Here is a 22,258-nt window from a genome sequence, read left to right as displayed (position 1 = left end):
GTATGTCTAAGCAGAGAAGCAGGTTTAAGCAGAGAAGCAATTTTAAAGGAGCGAAAGCGACGCATAAAATTGACTGAATCGCTTACTCCGGAGCAGAGCTTCGGAGTGGGTGAGAGAATCTGGAATCAGATAATTCTGGAAAAGCGACGCATAAACCTTCGTGAGTCGCTTACTCCGAAGTGAAACTTCGGAGTGGGTGGGGGAGTCTCGAAGCAGCTTTTTTTGACGGATGTCGAAGACGACGAGACTGCCGTTATCAGAACGATGTGTGCGACTTTGTGACCGGATGCTGTAAGCGACAAGACTGCCGCTATCGGAACTAGGTGGCAGCCCTTAATCAGAAAGCCGCAGGCAACTAGTTCCAGTTATTCTTACCTATGAGGCTTCTTTACCGATGGATGCCGAAGGCGAGCAGTCATCCTTCATCAGGCTCCTCTACCTTTAAAAATTCTTTCTTTCCTTTAAATTACCCTGCTCCCAGAACATCATTCCCAAACATAAAAACTGCCATCAGCCTAGCATCTGATGGCAGTAAATCTTTCGTATAAAGTTGTTTTCCTTCCTTAAGACAGCTTTCGTGTCGCTTCTTCACTATCACTGCCAAGGTTTTTATCGCCATTCTTTAACGGGAAGATGACCGAAACCGTCGTGCCTTCATGTACCTTGCTTTTCAAGGTTATTTCAGCCTTGTTGGCCTTCGCAATGTATTGGGCGATAGACAGTCCTAAACCCGATCCGCCCGTAGCTTTGGTTCGCGATGAATCGACGCGGTAGAAACGTTCAAATACGCGGTTTAAATCCTTTTCCGGGATACCGATGCCCGTATCGGCAATGCGATAGATTACTTCTTTTTCATCAGCTTGGCAGGATAAGGTAATTTGTTTACCGGCAGGTGTGTATTTTATGGCATTGTCGATAAAAATGCGGAGCATCTGTTTGACACTTCCCGGTTCGGCGATGATGACGGCCTTATCGTTATCGGTAAGGCGAATGTCGTGTTCCTTATCGATAAGGGTGATTTCGCTGTAAACTTCTTGCAGCAGCTGGGCCGTGTCGATTTCCGTAAAGTGTTTGATAAGAGTGCCGTTATTGGAACGGGCGAAAAAGAGCAGTCGTTCCGTAAGCTGCTTCATATAATCCGTTTCGGATTTTATGGCGGTAAGGCCTTCGTTGAGGACGGCCGGATCTTCTTTTCCCCAGCGGTCGAGGAGATCGGCATAACCGGCGATGACCGTAATGGGTGTCCGAAGTTCATGAGAGGCGTCGCTGATAAACTGCTGCTGCTTCTTGTAGCCGTATTCGATTCGGTCTAGGGCCTGATTGATGGTTACGGCTAAGTCGTGGAGTTCATTTTTATTGTCCGATAGGGCAATTCGGTTGTCGAGGCGGTTGACTTCGATGGTCTTTACGGTGTCATTGATGACCTTTAACGGTGCCAATGATTTTCTCATGAAGTACATGCCGGTGACGATGGTTAGAATGAGGCTGATGAGGATGGAGGCTAACAGCTGTTTGGACAGGAGGGAGATGAAGTTCGTTTCTTTATCCGGTCGCTGTGAAAAACGGAGGTAATAATTCATTCCCTGTTTATTTGTCCAAAGACGGTAATAGGAGAATTCTGAAGCTTCATTCCCTTGGACCTTCGTAGGCAAGGGGTTTTCTTCAGGCGTACTGATAGCGTCGTCGATATAACGGTCGCTGAGTTTTCGAACGGCGTGAGTCGGCCCATTGTCGATGATAAGATGGCCGGCACCGTCATAGATTTGTAAATTCATCTGTGGCGGTATATTGGCTTGGACGAAGATGGTCGTATCGACTTTTCCATACGTATCTAAATAGTGCACGGCTGCTTCGGCATTATCCATCAGTTGATCGCGCAAGGCGTTGTTCATAATATAATGAATGCTGGTAAGAGTGGCGACGGATACTGTCAGCAGGATGAAGAAGACGATGGCGGAGTAGAGCAGGACCATCTTGGCAAAGATGGGCAGTGGTGCGATAAGAACTTGTCGGATAAGCCAGCGATTAATCTTCTGCCACATAGCCGACTCCCCGAACTGTACGGATATAGTTGCGGTAGTCAGGACCGAGTTTGCCGCGAAGATAACGGATATAGACGTCGACGATGTTCGTATCACCGGCAAAGCCGTATCCCCAGACTTCTTCCAGAATACGCGACCGCGATAAGACGATATTTTTATTCACGATTAGATAGACGAGAAGCTCGAATTCTGTCTTCGAGAAGCGGATTTTCCGAGGGCCGATGACGGCTTCATGGCGGTCGACAAATACCGTCATTTCACGGAGATGGAGATATCGTTCTTGATTTTCAAGCTGGCGACGTTCTCTCAGAAGGGCCCGGATACGGGCAAAGAGCTCTTTGCTGTTAAAGGGTTTCGTCAGGTAATCGTTGGCCCCGCTGTCCAGGCTGTAGACCTTAGTTTCGATATCATCCCTTGCCGATAGCATCATAATCGGAACATTCGATAACTCTCTCGTTCGTTTACAGATGCTCAGTCCGTCGATGTCGGGGAGCATGATGTCGAGGAGTATGAGATCGAAGCGTTCCTGGCAAATGCGGTCTAAGGCGGCGGCGCCGTTATACTCAATCCCGCAGTCATAGCCTTCGTGCTCCAGTTCCATTTGGATGAACCGAGCGATTGGTTTTTCGTCTTCAACGATCAAAATACTTGTGTTTCCAGGCATATAAAAACCTCCGATCAAAAGTAGTTTTACACCCCGTTTACTTATATACTTTCTATTATAACGTATATCCTCTCTCTTTTGTACCATCGACTTATGTCTTTTTTGTATCGCTCACCTGGACATTATCACAAAAAAGTCACAACAATTTAATCTCTTTTTAATGTTTAGGCATTTACTTTTTCCGAGAACCTGTTATGATAGTAAGTGTAGAAGAGATCATCTACGAGATGTTGGAGATTTAAGTCTGTTCATTACACCCCTCGAACACCCCTTATCTTATTTCTTCAACTGCTGAGATATTGTCTTCCCCCGATGATATCTTGCAATAAGAAAAAGCCGGCCCCCCTCGCCGGCTTTTTTCTATGGGTGCAATAATGACGATGAACTATGATTTTGAATAAATTTTGAGAAAAATATTTTGTGTTATGCCAAAAAGCTAGGAAATACCTATATCTTCACCCTTTCGGTATTCATTGACAAGTTTTTGGATTCGTGCAATAATGGAACAGACGACGGGGGTTACCCCGAAAATTGATGTTGGGAGGTGAAAAATATGCATGTTATTTCCGACGAATGCGTAAAATGCGGCGCTTGCGCTAGCACCTGTCCTACGGGCGCTATCGAAGAAGGCGAAACGAAATACGTTGTAACTGATTCCTGCATCGATTGCGGCGCTTGTGAATCCGCTTGTCCTACCGGCGCAATTTCTGCTGAATAATTGCCAGGGCAATTCAATAAGAAAAGAGACATGTATTGGCATGTCTCTTTTTTTATTGAATTGTATCCTTGTCCTATGCTAAAATAAAGTGACTGTAAGTTACATAGTAGGAGGAATTTACCTTGTATGTATTAGGCATTGCCTTGGCCGTCGCCTTTGTCGACCAACTCACGAAGTTTGTTGTGCAGCAGGAAATGGCCCTTCATGAATCCATTCCGGTTATCCCGGGATTTTTTCATATTACTTATATTTTGAATAAAGGCGCTGCTTTTGGTATTTTAGAACATCAACAGTGGCTTTTTTTAATTATTGCCCTTATTTTATTCCTTTTATACGGTATTTTTCGAAAGAAAATGCCGAAACATCCTGTAGTTTCCGGCGGAACCGGACTGCTTCTAGGAGGAGCTTTGGGCAACGCTGTCGACCGGACCTTTGCCGGTGCCGTGACGGATTTCTTTGATTTTAGAATCTGGCCGGTGTTTAATGTAGCCGACATCGGCATCGTCGTCGGTGTGGCTTTATTGTTATGGTATAGTTGGACGCATCTGTCGGATAAATGAGGTTGAAAAATGGAACATAAAGAATTTGTTATTACAGCAGAAGCGAAGGGAAAACGCCTCGATGTCTATTTGGCGGCAGCCCTCGATGTTTCGCGAAGCTATGCGCAGCAGCTCATCCAAGGTGAAGACGTTGTTGTAAATGATAAGCAGGCAAAGTCTAATTATCGTTTGAGTGAAGGCGACGTCGTCTGCGCTCAGTTAGACGTACAGGAAGAATATAATGTGGAGCCTGAGAATATCCCCCTCGATGTCGTTTATGAAGATAAGGACATCATCGTCGTCAATAAGGCACGAGGCATGGTCGTTCATCCGGCAGCCGGGAATTTTGACGGGACATTGGTCAATGCCCTGCTCTACCACTGTCAGGGGGAACTGTCCGGCATTAATGGCGTCATCCGGCCGGGCATCGTTCATCGTTTGGACAAGGATACGTCAGGAGTCATGGTCGCGGCTAAGACTGACGAGGCTCATAAAGGCCTTGCCGAGCAGATAAAGGCCCATTCGGCGCACCGAACCTACTGGGCCTTGGTCCATGGCAATATTTCCGAAGAAAAGGGTGTTATCGATGCTCCTATCGGCAGGCATCCGAAGGATCGCATACGGATGGCGGTGACCTTTAAGGGCGGCCGCGAGGCCGTTACTCATTTCCGGGTCCTCAAACGTTACGGTGACTATACCTGGGTGGAATGTAAACTGGAGACGGGGCGGACTCATCAAATTCGCGTTCATATGGCCTATATCCATCATCCCGTCGTAAATGACCCCTTATATGGGTATAAGAAAGATGATTTTCCCATTGACGGGCAGGCACTTCATTCCCATTCGCTCGACTTAGTTCATCCTGTCACGAAACAGTTGATGCACTTTGAAGCCCCGGCGCCGGACGATTTTCTCGAATGCCTGAAGCGGGCCGAACAGAAGGAGTGACAGTATGTGGAAAGAAAAGACACTGCTCATGGATGAAAAAGCGATGGGGCGGGCCATTCGCCGTATTGCTCATGAAATCATTGAACATAATAAAGGCCTCGACAGTACGATCCTGGTCGGAATCCATACCCGAGGAGTTCCTTTAGCCAAGCGACTGGGGCAGGAACTGACGGCCATCGAAGGGCGAACGGTCCCGGTCTACGATCTGGATATTTCGGCCTACCGTGACGATGGCCGCAAGAGTCCCATTGCTATTACCGATGCCAGTAAGTTCGATGCTGACGGCAAGACCGTCGTTCTCGTTGATGACGTCTTGTTTACCGGTCGGACAGTCCGGTCGGCCTTAAACGCCATCATGGAATTGGGGCGTCCGCAGTTCATCGAGCTTGCCGTCCTCGTCGACAGAGGGCATCGAGAACTCCCGATTCGGGCCGATTACGTCGGCAAAAATGTACCGACGTCACGTAGAGAAGACGTGGCCGTTCAATTAAAGGAAACGGACCGACAGGATCGCGTTATTCTGCGGGAATTGACGAAATAAAGGCCCAGAGGCTGCCGCTTTGCGGCAGTCTTTTTTTATTGATTTCCCCTTTATTTATGCTATACTTAAGAAAAAACATACGTTTTGCTATATATTCAGAAAGAAGGGGTTGTGATGAAAAAGATTTTAAATGATGTCGATAGTGTCGAAGCCGAAATGATTCAGGGTTTGGTCAAATCGGCACCGAAGATGCTGCGCAAACTCGATTACGGTACGATTGTCGTGAGAGCCAATAAAAAAGAAGGCAAGGTTGCCTTGGTCAGCGGCGGCGGAAGCGGTCATGAACCGGCCCACGCCGGTTATGTCGGAGCGGGGATGCTCGATGGTGCCGTTGCCGGTACGGTATTTACGTCGCCCACACCGGACCAGGTACTGGAAGGTATTAAAGCCGTGGCCACGGAGCAAGGCGTTCTCTGTATCGTTAAAAACTATACCGGTGATATCATGAATTTTGAAATGGCCGTTGAAATGGCCGCCGATGAAGGCATCACGGCAGACTATGTCGTTGTCAATGATGACGTCGCCGTTCGTGACAGTCTGTATACCACGGGTCGCCGCGGTGTAGCCGGTACCGTTTTCGTCCATAAGATTGCCGGAGCCAAGGCGGAACAGGGGGCATCATTGGCAGACGTAAAAGGCGTTGCCGAAAAGGTCGTTGCCAACGTCCGTTCCATGGGCATGGCTATCGAGCCGTGTACTGTTCCGGCAGCGGGGAAGCAGGGGTTTGAACTAGCCGATGACGAAATGGAAATCGGAATCGGCATCCACGGTGAACCGGGGACTCATCGGGAGAAACTGCGTCCGGCTAATGAAATCGCCAAGATGCTCATCGATGAAATTTTATCCGACCTCGACTATAAAGGCAGGGATGTCGTCGTTATGGTCAATGGCATGGGCGGCACTCCGCTTATGGAACTGTATATCGTCAATAATTTTGTACAGGACTATCTCAAAGAGCAGGGCGTCCATGTCTATGACACGATGGTTGGCAACTACATGACCTCCATTGAAATGGCAGGATTTTCCTTGACGCTCCTGCGCTTGGACGATGACATGAAAGCCCTCTATGACGCACCGGCAGATACACTGGCTTGGAAAAAATAAAAGGGGATGATTTCGTTGGATACGAAGCAGATGGCGGCCATCATCGAAGGAATGGCTAAGAAGATTGAAGCAGAAAAAGACTTTTTGACCCAGCTCGACAATGAAATTGGCGATGGGGATCATGGAATCAATATGGCACGAGGCTTTGCAGCCGTAGAAAAGAAACTGCCGTCTTTGCGTGACGGTGATATCGGTTCTCTTCTTAAAGGCGTGGGTATGCAACTCGTGTCGACGGTCGGCGGCGCTTCGGGGCCGCTCTATGGAACGGCCTTCATGAAAGCCGGTATGGCCTGCAAGGGCTTGACGGAACTCGATGGCCCGGCCTTTGTCAAAGCGATGGAGGCTGCTGTAGACGGTATTAAGATGCGCGGCAAGGCGACAGAAGGCGAAAAGACGATGCTCGATGCCTTGTGCCCGGCCTTAAAAGCCTTGCAGGATGATGTCGCTGCCGGCAAATCTTTAAAAGAAGCCCTGACAGATGCAGCCGCTGCTGCTGAAAAAGGGGTAGAATATACCAAGACCATTATTGCTACGAAGGGGCGGGCCAGCTATTTAGGCGAACGCAGTGTAGGCCATCAAGACCCGGGGGCGACATCGGCACTCTATTTGCTGCAGGTCTTGGCAGAAATGGCATAAGATATAGGAGTTGAAGAAAATGGTAGGAGTCGTATTGGTTTCACATAGTCAGAAAGCTGCCGAAGGGGCGGCGGAACTCGCCCTTATGATGGCACCGGATGCGCCGGTCAAGGCTGCCGGAGGCCTCGAAGACGGTAGTCTCGGTACGAGTTTTGAAAAAATCAGTGCTGCCGTTGAAGGGGCAGATCAAGGGGATGGGGTAGCCTTGATCATGGATATGGGCAGCGCCGTCATGACGGCTGAAATGGTGGCCGAAAGCATGGACGATCGGAAAATCCGTCTCTTGGATTGCCCTTTTATCGAAGGCGCTGTCATTGCCGCTATTGAAGCGGCCGGCGGCACCCCTCTTTCGGCCATGCAGGAAAAAGTAGAATCCAGCCGGGATAGGAAGTTGTAAGCAGTCACGATGAAACACTTTTTTAAACGACTCTCCCTCATCTTTATTTGTCTGGCCGTTCTCGTCGCCGGTGTCGGCATGTATATCGGCAATATGGCCTACGAAGAATTTTACGATGCACCGTGGGATCAGATACTGGGGATTGAAAATCACAGCCGCGACGTTTCGACGATCCGTCAATGGGAACGGGAACGGGATTGGGAACCGGTCCGGGTCAATGCGCCGGACGGAAAAATCCTGCGCGGGACCTATATTGAAAATCGCCGCGACTCACACAAGACGGTTATCCTCATCCATGGTTTGTACCAAAATAGAACAATGTGTCTGCCCTACATGGATGAATACCGCCGCCTGGGTTATAACATTCTGCTCATCGATTTGCGGGGCCATGGTGAAAGTGAAGGCGACCACACCGAATGGGGGATAAGCGAAGTCGATGACTTACTGATGTGGTGTCAGTGGCTGCAAAACCGCGATCCGCAGATGACCATCGGTCTGCACGGTATTTCCCTTGGCGCCTCGATGGCCTTATTGTACGCCGGCAGTGAATACGGTCAGGATGTATCCTTTGTCGTCGCCGACAGTGCCTATGGCAATATCATCTCCCTCGGCCGGGAAAAATTATGGCAAGCCGTCGGTGACAAACGGGCTATTTGGGGATATAACCTTCTCGATCCCTTCTTCCAGGCGGCCATGTTCTACCATACCCATAAAATGGTGTCGTCCCTGGAACCGGCCCAGGCTGTAAAACGGATGAAAGTCCCGGTACTTTTTCTTCACGGTAGTGAGGATGAATTGGTTCCGGTGAAGACCGCCAGAAGTTTATATGACAACTGTACGAGTCCTAAGAAGGAAATTCATATTTTTGAAGGATCTCCTCATGCTGTTGGCATTGAGACCGATCAAAGTGAATATATGCGTGTTTTGAGCCAATTCTTAGAAGAGGATGCCGATTCAGTCTAAAAAATGTCTGGATCTATGCATTTCCGATACTTGACTATTTTTCGATACCCGACTATTATTAGTATAGTACATTTCCGCCATCTACTAGATATGGTAGATGGCGGTTGTATGTCTACGATACATTGTTGGAGGAGGAAATGGAATGAACGAACAAGAATGGCTCGGCAGTGACAATCAGCTGGGACTCGATATTTGGAAGAATAAATACTGTGATGATGGCGAAACTTTCGACCACTGGCTTGAACGAATCAGTGGCGGCGACAGTGAAGTGGCTGATTTGATCAAAGAAAAAAAGTTTCTCTTTGGCGGCCGCATCTTGGCAAACCGCGGACTGGAATGCGAAGGCAAAAAGATAACCTTATCCAATTGCTACGTCATGACACCGCCGGAAGACAGTATTGAAAGCATCTTCGACCGGGCCGGGAAACTGGCGCGCACCTATAGCTACGGCGGAGGATGCGGCATCGATATTTCTCAGCTCAGTCCCAAAGGCGCCCGCATCAACAACGCGGCTAAAGAAACGAGCGGTTCCATTTCCTTTATGACTCTCTATTCGCTGGTTACGGAACTTATCGGCCAGAACGGGCGTCGCGGCGCACTGATGATTTCCATCGACTGTGCTCACCCGGACGTGCTGGATTTCATTAAGCTTAAAACGGACCTTGATAAAGTTACGAAGGCCAATATTTCGATTCGCCTTAGCGATGAATTCATGGAAGCCGTCAAGGAGCATAAGCAGTTCCGCCTGCACTTTACTCGTAAAGAAACGGGGCAGGTCATCGAAAGCTTGGTCAACGCAGCTGATGTATTCCGTCTCGTTGCTGAAACGAACTGGGATTATGCCGAACCGGGAGCCCTCTTTTGGGACCGCATCAAGTCGTGGAACCTCTTGGCCAATACGCCGGAATTCTCCTTTGCCGGGGTCAATCCCTGTGCCGAAGAACCCTTGCCGGCCGGTGGTTCATGCCTCCTCGGCAGCCTCAACTTGGCAAACTTCGTAACATCCCCCTTTACGCCGAATGCTTCCTTTGACTTTGACGAATTCAAGCGCTGCGTCGTCATCGCCGTTCGCGCTTTAAATGACGTTCTTGAAGAAGGCCTTCCCCTCCATCCCTTGGAAGAACAGCGGGAAAGCGTTACGGCTTGGCGCCAGATCGGCCTCGGTATCATGGGACTTGGTGACATGCTTATTCAGATGGGACTGACCTATGGCAGTAAGGATGCCGTTGATTTCTGCCATGATATCGGCTTTGCCATGGCGGATACGGCCATTGCCGCTTCGGCGGATCTGGCACACGAACGGGGTGCCTTTGCTAAATGCCATATCGATGAAATCATGAGCACACCGTATTTTAAAGCCAATACGACGGATGCAACGGCTGAAAAGGTAAAGGAATACGGCCTGCGCAATTCCCAGTTGCTCACCATCGCGCCGACGGGAACCTTGTCGACGATGCTCGGCATATCCGGCGGGATTGAACCGATTTATGCCAATTTCTACGAAAGAAAAACTGAATCCCTTCACGGGACGGACGTGTACTACAAAGTCTATACGCCTATCGTGGAACGGTATATGAAGGCCCGTAAGCTGAAAGATGACGGCGAATTGCCGGATTACTTCGTCACGGCCTTGACCCTCGACTACCGCGAACGCGTCGCCATGCAGGCTGCTTGGCAGCGTCACATCGATGCGTCCATCAGTTCGACAGTCAATGTACCCAACAGCTTCACCGTCGAAGATACGGAAAACCTCTACCTCTTGGCCTATGAAAACGGCTGCAAGGGCCTGACCTTATTCCGTGACGGCTGCAAACGGGCCGGCATCCTGACGACGCATGAAGAAGAAAAACCGGTACCGACGGCCGGCGAAGGCCTCGAACGCGGTGAAATCGTCAGCATCGACGACAACGTCATCGGCAAGAAGCGCAAGCTCATTACGGGCTGCGGCAGCCTGCACTGCATGGCCTTCTTTGATCCCCAGACCGGGGCTCTGCTTGAAACGTATTTGAGTAAGGGATCTACGGGCGGCTGCAATAACTTCATGATCGGCCTGTCGCGTATGATTTCTATCAGCGCCCGTGCCGGCATCGATATTTATACCATCGTCGATCAGCTCAATTCGACGGGGAACTGCCCGTCCTATTCGGTCCGCCGGGTGACGCGCGGTGATACCAGCCGCGGCTCGTGCTGCCCCATGGCCGTCGGCAATGCCCTCCTCGACATGTTCGATGAAGTCCAGCAGGAACTGCAGCAGACAGAATCCGTCGCCAGCGGTCATACCCCACCGGTGAAAAAAGCTCCGGTCCGCCCGAGAGCTGAAAAGAAAGTCACGGCTGAAAGCATCCTTTGCCCCCAGTGCGGCGAACCTTTGACCTTCGAAGGCGGCTGCAATACCTGCAAGAACTGCGGCTGGAGTAAATGCAGTTAAGGTAAGTGGGAGGGCTCATCGCCCCAAAAATCGATGCGTCATCCCACTATAGTTATGATGTCGTATCGATCCTATAGGCTGAGATGAGGGGAACCATTTATTAAAAAAATTCCTTGTGTGGATGAGAATGCAGTCTGTAAAGGGCGTAAATGTTTTTTTACTAAAGCCAGTATTGACAGACTGGGACATTATGTTTATAATATACATAATTTTACAGAAAGCGATGAAAGAGAAGCAAATTACGGGTCTTTTCAGAGAGCTGCCGGTCGGTGCGAGGCAGTATGGCTGTAAGGCGTTCCGCTCCGGAGCTGCAAATGATGAATTTGACGGGTACGCCCGATACAGCGGTACAAGTTGGCCGAAAGGCAAGTTGGGTGGCAACGCGGGAATACAACTCTCGTCCCTTTGATGGGACGGGAGTTTTTTTTATAGCAGAAGACTTTCCCTGCGGTCTTCGCTTCATAAGAGGGGGAGAAACATGAAAAGAGTGTACAATTTCAATGCCGGTCCATCGGCAATGCCTTTGGAAGTACTGAAAGAAGTGCAAGATGAATTTCTCGATTTCAATGGAACCGGTATGAGTATCGTTGAAATCAGTCATCGCAGTGCCGCCTATCAAGCTATGCAGGATGATACGGTGGCCATGCTGAAGAAGCTCTTGGTCGTTCCGGATGATTATCATATCGTCTTTATCCAAGGCGGCGGCAGTATGCAGTTTACCATGCATGCAGCCAATTTCCTGAAAAATCGCGGCGGGTATTTGAATACCGGCGTCTGGTCCAATAAGGCTATGGAAGCGGCGTCCTTTTTCGGCGAAACCTATGAAGTCGCTTCGAGTAAGGCTGAGGGATTTTCTTATATTCCCAAAGCGGAGAGCTTCGTCGTAAAAGCGGATACGGACTACGTCTATATGACGTCGAACAACACGATTCACGGGACGCAGTGGAAGAGTTTTCCTTCCTTCGACGTGCCTTTGTTCTGCGATATGTCCAGCGATTTTCTCAGCCGTCCCGTCGATATCAAGCAGTTTGACTTCATCTATGCCGGTGTTCAGAAAAATGTCGGTCCTGCCGGCGTCGTCGTAGCTATCATCAAAGATGATCTCTTGAAAAAAGTCTGCCGCGACTTGCCGGTCATGATGCAGTATAAGACCTACGTCGATCATGATTCAACGTATAATACACCGCCGGTGTTCAATATTTACTTCGTCAATAAAGTCGCTCACTGGCTTGATCGTAACGGCGGCCTCTCGGCCATGGCGAAGCGCAATCAGGAAAAAGCAGCCCTCGTCTATGACGCCATCGATGAAAGCAACGGCTTTTATCGGGGCCATGCCGCGAAAGATTCACGCAGTCTGATGAACGTTACCTTCAACCTGCCGACACCGGAATTGGAAGCTCAGTTCGTCGCAGCCGCAGCCGAACAGGATCTCATCGGCATCAAAGGGCACCGCTCCATCGGCGGCTGCCGGGCTTCTCTGTATAACGCCGTTACGGAAGAAGGCTGCCGGGCCTTGGCGGATTTCATGAAAGATTTCCATAAAAAGCATTAATATTGTATATAAGGAATAGGATCTATAGGGGGATACGAAAATGAAAATTTTAGTCAGCGATGACGTATCGATGAAGGGCGTAGAGCTCCTTCGTGAAAATGGTTACGAAGTCGACGTTAAGAAAAATCTCGATGAAGAAGGGCTCATCGCCTGCATTGGCGAATACGACGGCCTCATTACCCGCTCGATGACCCACGTTACGGAAAAGGTCATCGCCGCCGCAACGAAACTGAAAGTCGTCGGCCGTGCCGGTGTCGGTGTCGACAGCATCGACTTGAAGAGTGCTACGGCTCGCGGCATTGTCGTCGTCAATACGCCGACGTCGAATACGTTAGCGGCGACGGAACACACCTGCGCCATGATTATGGCCATTACCCGCCACATTCCGCAGGCTCATAATTCCCTGATGGCCGGCAACTGGGACCGCAAGACCTTTACGGGCATTCAGCTCCAGAATAAGACTCTCGGCATCATCGGCGTCGGCCGCATCGGTTCGCGGATTGCAAAACGGATGCAGGCCATGGAAATGAAGACCATCGGCTATGACCCGTATATTCCCGAAGAACGGTTTAAACAACTCGGCGTTGAACCCGTCGATTTAGATACCCTTCTCGAACGGTCGGACTACATTACGATGCACACGCCGCTGACCAAGGAAACGACAGGCCTTATCGGTAAGGATGAAATTGCCAAGATGAAAGATGGCGTGCGGGTCATCAACGTCTCGCGCGGTGCCGTCCTCGACATCAATGCCCTGGCCGATGCCTTGAAGAGCGGCCACGTAGCCGGCGCTGCCATCGACGTATTTCCGACGGAACCGCTTACGACGGATATCAATCCCTTCGTTGGTATGGACAATGTCGTCATCACGCCGCATCTCGGCGCTTCGACCGTAGAAGCACAGATCGGTGTTTCCGTTGACGTTGCCGAAGGCGTCATGGAAGCCTTGAAGGGCGAACCCGTTGCTACGGCTGTCAATATGGCTCCCGTTCCGCCTCATGTCTACAACGTTATCCATCCTTATTTCGACCTCATGGAACGGATGGGGAATTTAGGCGTATATTTGGCCGATGCACCCATGAAGGAAATCGAAGTCGAATATACGGGCGAACTGGCCGATACGGAAACGCGCCTTTTGACGACGGCCGTTCTTAAAGGGGCTTTAAATCCCATCCTGCAGGAATCAGTCAATTACGTCAACGCTTCTGAAGTGGCTAAGACGCGCCACATTGCCGTTAAGGAAATCAACAGTCAGTCCAACAACTACTTTGTAAACTCAGTTACTGTCCGCGTTCGGACCAATAAAGGCGAACACGCCATTGTCGGCGTCCTGTTCAATGGGACGGAAGCGAAAATCGTTCAGATCGATGAATACCGCGTCGACTTTAAACCGGAAGGCTACTTGCTCCTCGTACCCCACGTCGACCAGCCGAATATGATCGGTCAGATTTCGACCATCCTCGGCCAGGCTCATATCAACATCATGGGCATGCAGGTCGGCCGCATGACGACGACGGGCAACAACATCATGGCCATTGCCGTCCAGGATGATATTCCTAACGACATCATGGTCAAGCTCCGCTCGATCAACGGGATTCTCGACATTAAACTCATTCACTGTGACACACACTAAAAGGGGAAGATTATGGTACGCATCATACTTATTCGCCACGGCGAAACACAATGGAACATTGAAGGCCGCTACCAGGGACAGGAAGACACGCACCTCAGCGAACGGGGCCAGCTCCAAGGCCGCATGGTTGCTGACGGCTTAAAGAATACGCCCATTGACGTGGCTATTTCAAGTCCGCTCGAACGGTCCTACATGACCTGCTCTTTCTGTGCGGCGCTTCACGGTCTCACGGTCTTAAAAGATGATCGCCTCCTTGAAATCAATCACGGTGATTGGGAAGGGCGGCTGGCTGATGACATCAAGGCTCAGTATCCTGATGAATTTCAGCGCTGGCATACGGCGCCTCACACGGTCACCATGCCGGGCAAGGGCGGCGAGTCCTTGGAAGACGTCCGCAGCCGTGTCCGGGCGGCCTTCGATGATTACGTTCAGAAATATGAAGGCAAGACGGTCTTGGTGGCAGCTCACGATGCCGTAAACAAGGCCATCATTTGTGACGTTCTGGGCCTTGATTTAAGCCATTTTTGGCAGATCAAGCAGGACAATACCTGCATCAACGTCTTAGAATGGCAGGATGGGACCTGGCGTTTGGTCCTGCTCAATTCGACGAATCATATGGGGTATTTGTTCAGTGGTATTGAACAAAAAGGGTTATAATACTATCGCAGCGAGGTAGTTAAAGTATATTTACAGAGGAAGGAAGCAGCTATCATGTTAGATACGAAATTCATCCGCGACCACGTAGAAGAAGTAAAGGAAAATATTAAGAATCGCCACGCCCATGCCGACGTCGACGCCTTCGTCGCCTTAGACGATAAACGGCGTGAAATCCTTCAAAAAGTCGAAGCCATGAAGAATGAACGCAATACGGTTACCAAGGAAATCAGCCAGCTCAAACGCAATAAAGAAAATGCCGACGCCCAGATTGCCGCTATGAAGAAACTCGGCGACGACATCGACGTCCTCGATAAGGAAGTCAAGGCTGTCGAAGCCGATATGCACGCCATCCAGCTCATGATCCCCAATATGTGCCATCCGTCGGTTCCGGTCGGCAACGACGACAGCGATAACCCGGAAGTCCGCAAGTGGGGCGAACCGAAACAGTTCGACTTTGAACCGCTGAACCACTGGGACGTCGGCGAACGCTTAGGCCTTCTCGATTCTGAACGGGCCGCAAAGGTTACCGGTGCCCGTTTCTATTACTATGTCGGCGCCGGCGCCCGTTTGGAACGCGCTGTGTACAATTTCATGCTCGACCAACATACGGAAAAAGACGGCTACACCGAAGTCATTCCGCCATATATCGTCAATCGCGATTCCATGACCGGTACGGGTCAGCTGCCGAAATTTGCGGAAGACATGTATAAGCTCAATGTCGAAGGCGAAGAAATGTATATGATCCCGACGGCAGAAGTACCGCTTACCAACTATTACCGCGGTGAAATCATCGACGGCAGTAAACTGCCGATTTACTTCACGTCCCTGACACCGTGCTTCCGCGCTGAAGCCGGTTCTGCCGGCCGCGATACGCGAGGCCTCATTCGCCAGCATCAGTTCCATAAAGTCGAAATGGTAAAATATTCGGCTCCGGAAACGAGCTACGATGAACTCGATAAACTGACACAGAATGCCGAAGATATCTTAAAGGCTTTGGGCCTTCCCTATCACGTCGTCTGCCTCTGCACGGGCGATATCGGTTTCTCGGCTGCCAAGACTTTCGACGTCGAAGTCTGGTTCCCGGCCCAGGGGAAATACCGTGAAATTTCTTCGTGTTCCAATACGGAAGATTTCCAGGCACGGCGGGCTAACATCCGCTTCCGCCGGAACCCGAAATCGAAGCCGGAATTCGTTCATACCTTAAACGGTTCGGGCTTGGCTGTAGGCCGCACGGTCGCTGCTATTCTCGAAAACTATCAGCAGGCTGACGGCTCGGTCGTAGTACCGGAAGTCCTTCGTCCGTACATGCACTGCGACGTCATTACGAAAGAAAAATAAAAGTCTCGTCCCTGAGATGCTGTTAAAAAAACTCCTGTCTAAAAGCAGGAGTTTTTTACTTTGCCTAGAAATAATACTATATATGTGTTTTCGTTATTTTTAGACAAGGAGGTTCCTTATGAATCGCGTATTGACCTTGGAGTTTGTCCGCGTTACGGAAGCGGCAGCGGTAAAAGCCGGCCGTCTCATGGGGAAGGGCGATAAGAATGGCGCCGATCAACTGGCTGTCGACGGTATGCATTCGATCTTGTCGACGGTTCCCATCGACGGTACGGTCGTCATTGGCGAAGGGGAAATGGATGAGGCCCCCATGTTATATATCGGCGAAAAAGTCGGTGCCGGTGGTACGGAAGTCGATATTGCCGTCGATCCCTTGGAAGGGACGAATTTGACGGCAAAAGGGCAGGACGGATCCATTTCGGTCATGGCTATTGCCGGGAAAGGTGATTTACTTCACGCGCCGGACATGTATATGGAAAAGCTCTGCGTCGGACCGCGGGCTAAGGGGCGTATCGACTTGAATCAGTCGGTGCCGGAAAACCTGCGCCGCATCGCCGAGGGCTTAGAACGAGGCATCGATGACTTGACCGTCGTCATCCTCGACCGGCCGCGCCACAAAGACCTTATCGACGAGTGCCGCAGCGCCGGTGCCCGTATCAAGCTCATTACCGACGGCGACGTTTCACCGGCGGTCGACGCCGGTATCGAAGGTTCCGGCGTTCACGTCGTCATGGGAATCGGCGGTGCACCGGAAGGGGTTCTGGCAGCGGCCGCCTTGAAGTGCCTCGGCGGCGATATGCAGGCCCGCCTCATTCCTTATACCGACGAAGAACGGCAGCGCTGTTTGGATATGGGCATCAAAGATATTAACAAGGTCATGACCCTCGATGATCTGGTAAAAGGGGATGACTGCATTTTCTCGGCGACAGCCATTACCAATACGCCCATGATGCGCGGCGTTCAGTACTTTGGCGGCGGTGCCCGGACGATGTCCGTCGTCATGCGTTACCGCAGCGGAACGATTCGTTTTATCGATACCTTCCACCGCTTCAATAAAGAAGCGAAATGGAGTATCCACCTATAACATTTCCTTTACAAGGTATTCCTAAAAAAGGGCTTGTCGCCTAGGCGCCAAGCCTTTTTTTTTCTTCCGTTTATGGTAGAATAATTTGATAGTAATTATATGCTCAATAGAATGGCATCTTCAGGCATCGCGTCTTTGGAGGCCATTTAGATAAAACTACTCGAATACTATTAGGAGGCACCAGAATTGGAGAAACTTGTTATTCATGGTGGAAAGCCCTTACAGGGCACTGTTCGCGTCAGTGGGGCTAAAAATGCCGTACTGCCCATTATCGTCGCATCTATGTTGGGAACGACGAAAAGTACATTGACCGAGATTCCGAAGCTCGCTGACGTCCATACCGTCTGCGACGTCATCGAATCCCTCGGCGTCCATATAGAACACCCCGAAAGAGATACCCTTATCATTGATGCCCGGGAGTTGACATCGACGACGGCACCGTATGATTTGGTCCGCCGCATGCGTGCGTCCTTTTTAGTTATGGGACCGCTCTTGGCCCGCAAGGGGAGAGCACAGATTTCCCTGCCCGGCGGCTGCTCCATCGGTGCGCGTCCGATTGACTTGCACCTCAAGGCCTTTGAAGCCATGGGTGCCGTCATCAACCTTGAAAACGGCGATATCGAAGCCGTAGCCCCAAATGGGCTGCAGGGCGCTCAGATTTACCTTGATTTCCCCAGTGTCGGTGCGACGGAAAACATCATCATGGCTGCTTCCATGGCTAATGGCAAGACGGTCCTCGAAAATGCTGCTGAAGAACCGGAAATCGTCGATTTGGCAACCTATCTGAACAGCATGGGTGCCAATATTCGCGGTGCCGGTACCAACGTCATCCGCATCGAAGGTGTCAAGGAACTCCACGGTGCCAGCCACGCCGTTATCCCCGACCGCATCGAGGCCGGTACCTTTATGATCGGCGCCGCTATGACCAAGGGCAACATCTTCGTTGAAAATGCCATTTCAGAGCATTTGAAGCCCCTTATTTCTAAGTTAAAAGAAGTCGGTGCCGAAGTGGAGGAAGAAATCGACGGTATCCGCGTCATCGGCCATGAGCCTTTGCGGCCGGCCGATATAAAGACCTTGCCTTATCCCGGCTTTCCGACGGATATGCAGGCGCAGTTCATGGCGTTGACGACGCTCTGCCAAGGAACGAGCGTCGTTACGGAAACGGTCTTTGAAAACCGCTTCATGCACGTCGATGAATTTAAACGGATGGGTGCTAAAATCCGAATCGAAGGACGCAGCGCCATCGTAGAAGGCATAGAACAGCTTAAAGGCGCCTCGGTCAATGCCACCGACCTGCGTGCCGGAGCCGCCCTGGTCCTGGCGGGCTTGGTCGCTGAAGGCGAAACGGAAGTCGGTTATCTATACCACATCGACCGTGGTTACGATAATTTTGTATTAAAATTACAAAGGCTAGGTGCAGATATTGTTCGCGTCAATATTGAGGAAGAAGAAAACTAAAAAAAAGGTACAGCCGGCACGGCATTCCCGCTCGTTCTTTTTATCGAACTGGTTTGCCAGTGATATTGCCATTGATTTGGGGACGGCCAACATTATTGTATTCGTTAAAAATAAGGGCATCGTCGTCAATGAGCCGGCCGTCATCGCCGTCGATACGATGGAAAATAAGGTCGTTGCCATCGGCCGCGAAGCCCAGGCTATGATCGGGCGGACGCCGCGCAACATCCATGCCTACCACCCCCTGCGCAACGGCGTCATTGCCGACTACGATGCGACGGAGTACATGCTGCGGTATTTCATCCGCCGGGCCATTGGGAAGTCCTTGTTTTTTAAACCCCGCGTCGTCATCTGTGTCCCGTCGAGCGTTACCAACGTCGAACGGCGGGCTGTCATCGAAGCGGCCATGCAGGCCGGAGCCAGAAAGACGACGGTCATGGAAGAACCGCTGGCAGCAGCCATCGGGGCCGGCCTCGATATTGCCACGTCGAACGGGTCTATGGTCGTCGATATGGGCGGAGGCACGACGGATGTCGCCGTTCTCAGCCTGAGCGGCATCGTCATCAGTGAATCCCTGCGCATCGGCAGCAATACCTTTGATGAAGCCATCATCCGTTATTTGGAAAAGATAAAGCACGTCACCATTGGCCAGCACACGGCAGAAGAGCTGAAAATCTTAATCGGCACGGCTATGAGCGACGGCCGCCGCATGACGGCTGACGTCCGCGGCCGCAGCACGGAAACGGGACTTCCCGTATCGATTGATATCGATTCACAGGAAATCCGCCTGGCCATCGACGAACCGATTCAGACCGTCCTAAAGACGATCGTTTCCATCTTAGAAAAGACACCGCCCGAACTGGCGGCGGACATTGCCGACCACGGCATCGTCCTCACCGGCGGCGGATTACTTCTCGATAGTTTTGACCGTCTTATTTCCCGTACGACCGGCATGGCAGCCTATCTTTGCGAAGATCCGCTGCTCTGCGTGGCCCATGGTGCCGGCAAGGCCGTCCGAGAAATGGACCGCTTAAAAGATAGTTTTGATGATTTATAACTGTTTCGCTCTTTCAGTGAAATAGGGAATGGAGGGAGCCGTCATGAAAAAACTTTACAGACTCGCCGTATTAGCCGGACTCGCCGGTCTTCTCGCGATGCCGGCAGCTGCGGCTGATGTATCCTATATAACCGTATTGAGCGGCAGCGTCGTCAGTGTAGCCCCTGTCGGTGCCGCTGTTAAAGAAGGAGATGTTCTTCTTACGGTCAATTCTTTAGCCGGTCCGATGCCGGCAGCCCGTTCTGATAAAGACGGTGTTGTTAAATCGGTCCTCGTCCAGCCGGGCTCGCAGGTACAGCAGGGCGCCGTTGTCGTCGTGGTGGAAACGAAATGATGAAATCCTCCATGACGAAGAAAGTCTCTGCTTTACGGCGTATGGTGGGCCGAGTCTGTCTGACTGCGGCCTTTTCCTGTCTTTTGGCGGTTTCGGCACAGGCTCAGGAATTTATGAACGTCAGTGACGTCCAAATCGGTATGACCGGCTATGCCAAGACCGTCGTTCAAGGGACGGAAATCCAGACCTTCCCCGTTGAAATCTTAGGGGTCATGAAGAACAGCGGCCCGTCGGGGGATTTGATTCTGGCCAAGTTTTCCGGTCCCCTCATCGAACAGACCGGCGGCATTGCCCAAGGGATGAGCGGCAGTCCGGTTTACATCGACGGTAAGCTCCTCGGCGCCGTTGCCTACGGCTGGTCCTTTACCAACTCCCGCATTGGCATGATTACGCCCATCAACGACATGTTGAAACTGTGGAACGTGCCGACCAAGGAGGAAATCCGGCCTTTCAACGCCCGTGAATCGTCGCTCATTCCCATTGCTACGCCGTTGATGATGTCCGGTTTTGATACGACGTCGGCCGAGTGGATGAAGAGCAAGCTGCCCGATTATAATTTCATGCCCGTCGATACGGCATCGGCCAGCACCGATGATGTCGCCATGCCTTTAGAACCCGGCAGCAGTGTGGCTGCCGCCTTCGTTAACGGCGATATGAAGATGGGCGCTATCGGTACGGTTACCTACGTTGACAACGATCACATCGTCGCCTTTGGTCATCCTTTTTTGAAAAAGGGCAGTATCAATTATTTCATGCATAATGCCTATATTTTTACGGTTGTCAACAACCTGTCCAGCTCTTTCAAATTAGGATCTATCGGTGCTGAAGTCGGCAAGATTACCCAGGATCGGGGCGCCGGCATCAGCGGTCAGTACGACTATTTGGCACCGGGCATTCCGGTTACGATCAACGTACGCGATACCGATACCGATACGGCCATGACTAAACGCGTTAAGATCATTGAAGACAATGAACTGACCCCTGTTTTAGCTGCGACGACGGTCTATAATACGGTCAATAAGACCATCGACCGCACCGGCGGCGGCACGGCGACCTTGTCCTATACCATTCGCTCGTCTAATGGCCGCGATAAGGACATTACCCGCCACAATATGTATTATTCTGAAGAAAATATCAATGAAAAGAGCATTGATGAATTGTACAATGTTCTCGATATCTTAAAGCACAACGAATTTATTGATTATCCCGTTCTCGATATCACCATGAACGTCGATATTACCCAGGCCCGCAAGTCGGCCTCCATCGTCGATGCTACAGCCGCTCCGGTTGTCGTAAGTCCCGGGGACAACGTATACTTTAAAGTAAAACTCCATCCCTACCGCGGTGTCGATGAAGTGAAGACCATGAGCTTTACCGTGCCTAAGGATCAGCCCTTGGGGGATATGGTATTAGAAGTCCGCGGCGGCGGTGTCATTCCTTTGCCGTATTTGATCGAAAAGCAGCGCTACAACTTGACCGATGAAATCATCAAACGCCTGCGTCGCTACAAAGATTTTGATGCTTTGAAAAAAGAAATTGACAAGGAAGACTCCAATAATGATTTGGTCATTGAAATCCTCGATCAGGGCGTCAGCATGATCAATGAAAGCGGGACCAAGGTGAGCAAGGAGAAAATCCGCGGTAAAGAACCGGGAACCAGTGCCAAAGATGTCATTAAGCCGAGCAAGCACAATGTGGGCGACGACAATCAAAGCGATGCCAAGTCATCCATCGCTACGCCGTACATCGTCAAAGGCGACGGCCAGATAACGATTAAAGTCGTAACCCCGGAAAAACGCGATGCCTTCCTCGCCAAGAACCACAATATCAATGAAGCCAAGGCGATCATCGGTGATGAATCGGATGGAGCGTCTCAAGATGACGAACTGGTAAAATCCGACAAGACCGATGACAGCAAGGATACCGATAAAAAGAACGACAAAAATCAAGATAAGGACGGCGGTAAAGATGCGGCTTCCGTGATTCGGACAGTCGACCTCGATCTGTTCCACTGAGTGTAAAACCGGCTCTTTTACCGGACAAATCGTCCTGCTTTAATAAGACCTGAAAAGGGCTGTCTTCGGACGGCCCTTTTTACTTGCCATTTTTCGCATAAAATGCTATTATTTTACCTATGGAAACTCAAATTAGAATTTTAGTTTTCA

At 50.6% G+C, this 22,258-nt stretch carries 20 protein-coding genes; 18 read left to right on the top strand and 2 right to left on the bottom strand.

The features are described from left to right. Nucleotides 1-563: 563 nt before the first annotated feature. Nucleotides 564-2,042, bottom strand: coding sequence for a sensor histidine kinase (locus tag TX77_RS02785; protein ID WP_044503293.1), 1,479 nt, complete (start codon nt 2,040-2,042; stop codon nt 564-566). Continuing rightward, nucleotides 2,026-2,706: a response regulator transcription factor gene (locus tag TX77_RS02780; protein ID WP_044503292.1), complete on the bottom strand. Its 681-nt coding sequence runs from the start codon at nt 2,704-2,706 to the stop codon at nt 2,026-2,028. Before TX77_RS02780 ends, TX77_RS02785 begins: the two co-directional genes overlap by 17 nt. Before the next feature lie 553 nt (nt 2,707-3,259). Between TX77_RS02780 and TX77_RS02775 the strand changes: the two genes are divergently transcribed. The 18 genes from TX77_RS02775 (at nt 3,260) to TX77_RS02685 (ending at nt 22,108) form a co-directional block, all read left to right on the top strand. Continuing rightward, nucleotides 3,260-3,424: a DUF362 domain-containing protein gene (locus tag TX77_RS02775; protein WP_014015850.1), complete on the top strand. Its 165-nt coding sequence runs from the start codon at nt 3,260-3,262 to the stop codon at nt 3,422-3,424. Nucleotides 3,425-3,546: 122 nt separating this feature from the next. After that, nucleotides 3,547-3,984, top strand: coding sequence for a signal peptidase II (gene lspA / locus TX77_RS02770; RefSeq protein ID WP_044503291.1), 438 nt, complete (start codon nt 3,547-3,549; stop codon nt 3,982-3,984). A 9-nt stretch (nt 3,985-3,993) separates the two neighbouring features. Next, a complete protein-coding gene (locus tag TX77_RS02765; protein WP_044503290.1) occupies nt 3,994-4,911 on the top strand; it encodes an RluA family pseudouridine synthase in 918 nt (305 codons plus the stop codon). A gap of 4 nt (nt 4,912-4,915) precedes the next feature. Continuing rightward, on the top strand, nt 4,916-5,452 hold the full coding sequence (pyrR, locus tag TX77_RS02760) for a bifunctional pyr operon transcriptional regulator/uracil phosphoribosyltransferase PyrR (protein ID WP_044503289.1): 537 nt from the start codon (nt 4,916-4,918) through the stop codon (nt 5,450-5,452). Between the two features lie 114 nt (nt 5,453-5,566). Continuing rightward, nucleotides 5,567-6,556: a dihydroxyacetone kinase subunit DhaK gene (gene dhaK, locus TX77_RS02755; protein ID WP_044503288.1), complete on the top strand. Its 990-nt coding sequence runs from the start codon at nt 5,567-5,569 to the stop codon at nt 6,554-6,556. A 15-nt stretch (nt 6,557-6,571) separates the two neighbouring features. After that, nucleotides 6,572-7,192 (top strand): dihydroxyacetone kinase subunit DhaL, encoded by a 621-nt coding sequence (dhaL, locus tag TX77_RS02750; protein ID WP_081651680.1) that lies wholly within the window; start codon nt 6,572-6,574, stop codon nt 7,190-7,192. 19 nt (nt 7,193-7,211) lie between these two features. Further along, nucleotides 7,212-7,589 (top strand): dihydroxyacetone kinase phosphoryl donor subunit DhaM, encoded by a 378-nt coding sequence (gene dhaM / locus TX77_RS02745; protein ID WP_044503286.1) that lies wholly within the window; start codon nt 7,212-7,214, stop codon nt 7,587-7,589. 9 nt (nt 7,590-7,598) lie between these two features. Beyond that, nucleotides 7,599-8,552 carry an alpha/beta hydrolase gene (locus TX77_RS02740; protein ID WP_044503285.1) on the top strand — a complete coding sequence of 318 codons (954 nt, stop codon included), beginning with the start codon at nt 7,599-7,601 and terminating at the stop codon, nt 8,550-8,552. Between the two features lie 142 nt (nt 8,553-8,694). After that, nucleotides 8,695-10,980, top strand: coding sequence for an adenosylcobalamin-dependent ribonucleoside-diphosphate reductase (locus tag TX77_RS02735; protein WP_044503284.1), 2,286 nt, complete (start codon nt 8,695-8,697; stop codon nt 10,978-10,980). 478 nt (nt 10,981-11,458) lie between these two features. Beyond that, nucleotides 11,459-12,532: a 3-phosphoserine/phosphohydroxythreonine transaminase gene (gene serC, locus TX77_RS02725; RefSeq protein WP_071822288.1), complete on the top strand. Its 1,074-nt coding sequence runs from the start codon at nt 11,459-11,461 to the stop codon at nt 12,530-12,532. A 40-nt stretch (nt 12,533-12,572) separates the two neighbouring features. After that, nucleotides 12,573-14,165 carry a phosphoglycerate dehydrogenase gene (serA, locus tag TX77_RS02720; protein ID WP_044503282.1) on the top strand — a complete coding sequence of 531 codons (1,593 nt, stop codon included), beginning with the start codon at nt 12,573-12,575 and terminating at the stop codon, nt 14,163-14,165. A 12-nt stretch (nt 14,166-14,177) separates the two neighbouring features. Then, entirely contained in the window at nt 14,178-14,822 is a 645-nt protein-coding gene (locus tag TX77_RS02715) for a histidine phosphatase family protein (protein WP_044503281.1), read from the top strand. A gap of 54 nt (nt 14,823-14,876) precedes the next feature. Further along, a complete protein-coding gene (gene serS, locus TX77_RS02710; protein ID WP_044503280.1) occupies nt 14,877-16,160 on the top strand; it encodes a serine--tRNA ligase in 1,284 nt (427 codons plus the stop codon). Nucleotides 16,161-16,278: 118 nt separating this feature from the next. Then, nucleotides 16,279-17,244, top strand: a complete 966-nt coding sequence (glpX, locus tag TX77_RS02705) for a class II fructose-bisphosphatase (RefSeq protein WP_044503279.1) — start codon at nt 16,279-16,281, stop codon at nt 17,242-17,244. Nucleotides 17,245-17,430: 186 nt separating this feature from the next. Next, nucleotides 17,431-18,705 (top strand): UDP-N-acetylglucosamine 1-carboxyvinyltransferase, encoded by a 1,275-nt coding sequence (gene murA, locus TX77_RS02700; protein WP_044503278.1) that lies wholly within the window; start codon nt 17,431-17,433, stop codon nt 18,703-18,705. Continuing rightward, nucleotides 18,671-19,759: a rod shape-determining protein gene (gene mreB / locus TX77_RS02695; RefSeq protein WP_276525025.1), complete on the top strand. Its 1,089-nt coding sequence runs from the start codon at nt 18,671-18,673 to the stop codon at nt 19,757-19,759. Before murA ends, mreB begins: the two co-directional genes overlap by 35 nt. A 43-nt stretch (nt 19,760-19,802) precedes the next feature. Next, nucleotides 19,803-20,093, top strand: a complete 291-nt coding sequence (locus tag TX77_RS02690) for a biotin/lipoyl-containing protein (protein WP_044503277.1) — start codon at nt 19,803-19,805, stop codon at nt 20,091-20,093. Nucleotides 20,094-20,104: 11 nt separating this feature from the next. Continuing rightward, a complete protein-coding gene (locus TX77_RS02685; protein WP_071822298.1) occupies nt 20,105-22,108 on the top strand; it encodes a SpoIVB peptidase S55 domain-containing protein in 2,004 nt (667 codons plus the stop codon). The last annotated feature ends 150 nt before the right edge of the window (nt 22,109-22,258 follow it).

Source organism: Megasphaera massiliensis, from assembly GCF_000455225.1.
In the GTDB taxonomy this organism is placed as follows: domain Bacteria; phylum Bacillota; class Negativicutes; order Veillonellales; family Megasphaeraceae; genus Megasphaera; species Megasphaera massiliensis.
The sequence above is the reverse complement of the archived record's forward strand: the minus strand, read 5'-3'. Positions and strand labels throughout refer to the sequence as shown.

Bases quoted from the DNA above. Each gene is read 5' to 3' on its own strand.
- TX77_RS02785 (WP_044503293.1), bottom strand. From the start codon at position 2,042: ATGTGGCAGAAGATTAATCGCTGGCTTATCCGACAAGTTCTTATCGCA.
- TX77_RS02780 (WP_044503292.1), bottom strand. From the start codon at position 2,706: ATGCCTGGAAACACAAGTATTTTGATCGTTGAAGACGAAAAACCAATC.
- TX77_RS02775 (WP_014015850.1), top strand. From the start codon at position 3,260: ATGCATGTTATTTCCGACGAATGCGTAAAATGCGGCGCTTGCGCTAGC.
- TX77_RS02765 (WP_044503290.1), top strand. From the start codon at position 3,994: ATGGAACATAAAGAATTTGTTATTACAGCAGAAGCGAAGGGAAAACGC.
- pyrR (WP_044503289.1), top strand. From the start codon at position 4,916: ATGTGGAAAGAAAAGACACTGCTCATGGATGAAAAAGCGATGGGGCGG.
- dhaK (WP_044503288.1), top strand. From the start codon at position 5,567: ATGAAAAAGATTTTAAATGATGTCGATAGTGTCGAAGCCGAAATGATT.
- dhaM (WP_044503286.1), top strand. From the start codon at position 7,212: ATGGTAGGAGTCGTATTGGTTTCACATAGTCAGAAAGCTGCCGAAGGG.
- TX77_RS02740 (WP_044503285.1), top strand. From the start codon at position 7,599: ATGAAACACTTTTTTAAACGACTCTCCCTCATCTTTATTTGTCTGGCC.
- TX77_RS02735 (WP_044503284.1), top strand. From the start codon at position 8,695: ATGAACGAACAAGAATGGCTCGGCAGTGACAATCAGCTGGGACTCGAT.
- serC (WP_071822288.1), top strand. From the start codon at position 11,459: ATGAAAAGAGTGTACAATTTCAATGCCGGTCCATCGGCAATGCCTTTG.
- serA (WP_044503282.1), top strand. From the start codon at position 12,573: ATGAAAATTTTAGTCAGCGATGACGTATCGATGAAGGGCGTAGAGCTC.
- TX77_RS02715 (WP_044503281.1), top strand. From the start codon at position 14,178: ATGGTACGCATCATACTTATTCGCCACGGCGAAACACAATGGAACATT.
- serS (WP_044503280.1), top strand. From the start codon at position 14,877: ATGTTAGATACGAAATTCATCCGCGACCACGTAGAAGAAGTAAAGGAA.
- glpX (WP_044503279.1), top strand. From the start codon at position 16,279: ATGAATCGCGTATTGACCTTGGAGTTTGTCCGCGTTACGGAAGCGGCA.
- TX77_RS02690 (WP_044503277.1), top strand. From the start codon at position 19,803: ATGAAAAAACTTTACAGACTCGCCGTATTAGCCGGACTCGCCGGTCTT.
- TX77_RS02685 (WP_071822298.1), top strand. From the start codon at position 20,105: ATGACGAAGAAAGTCTCTGCTTTACGGCGTATGGTGGGCCGAGTCTGT.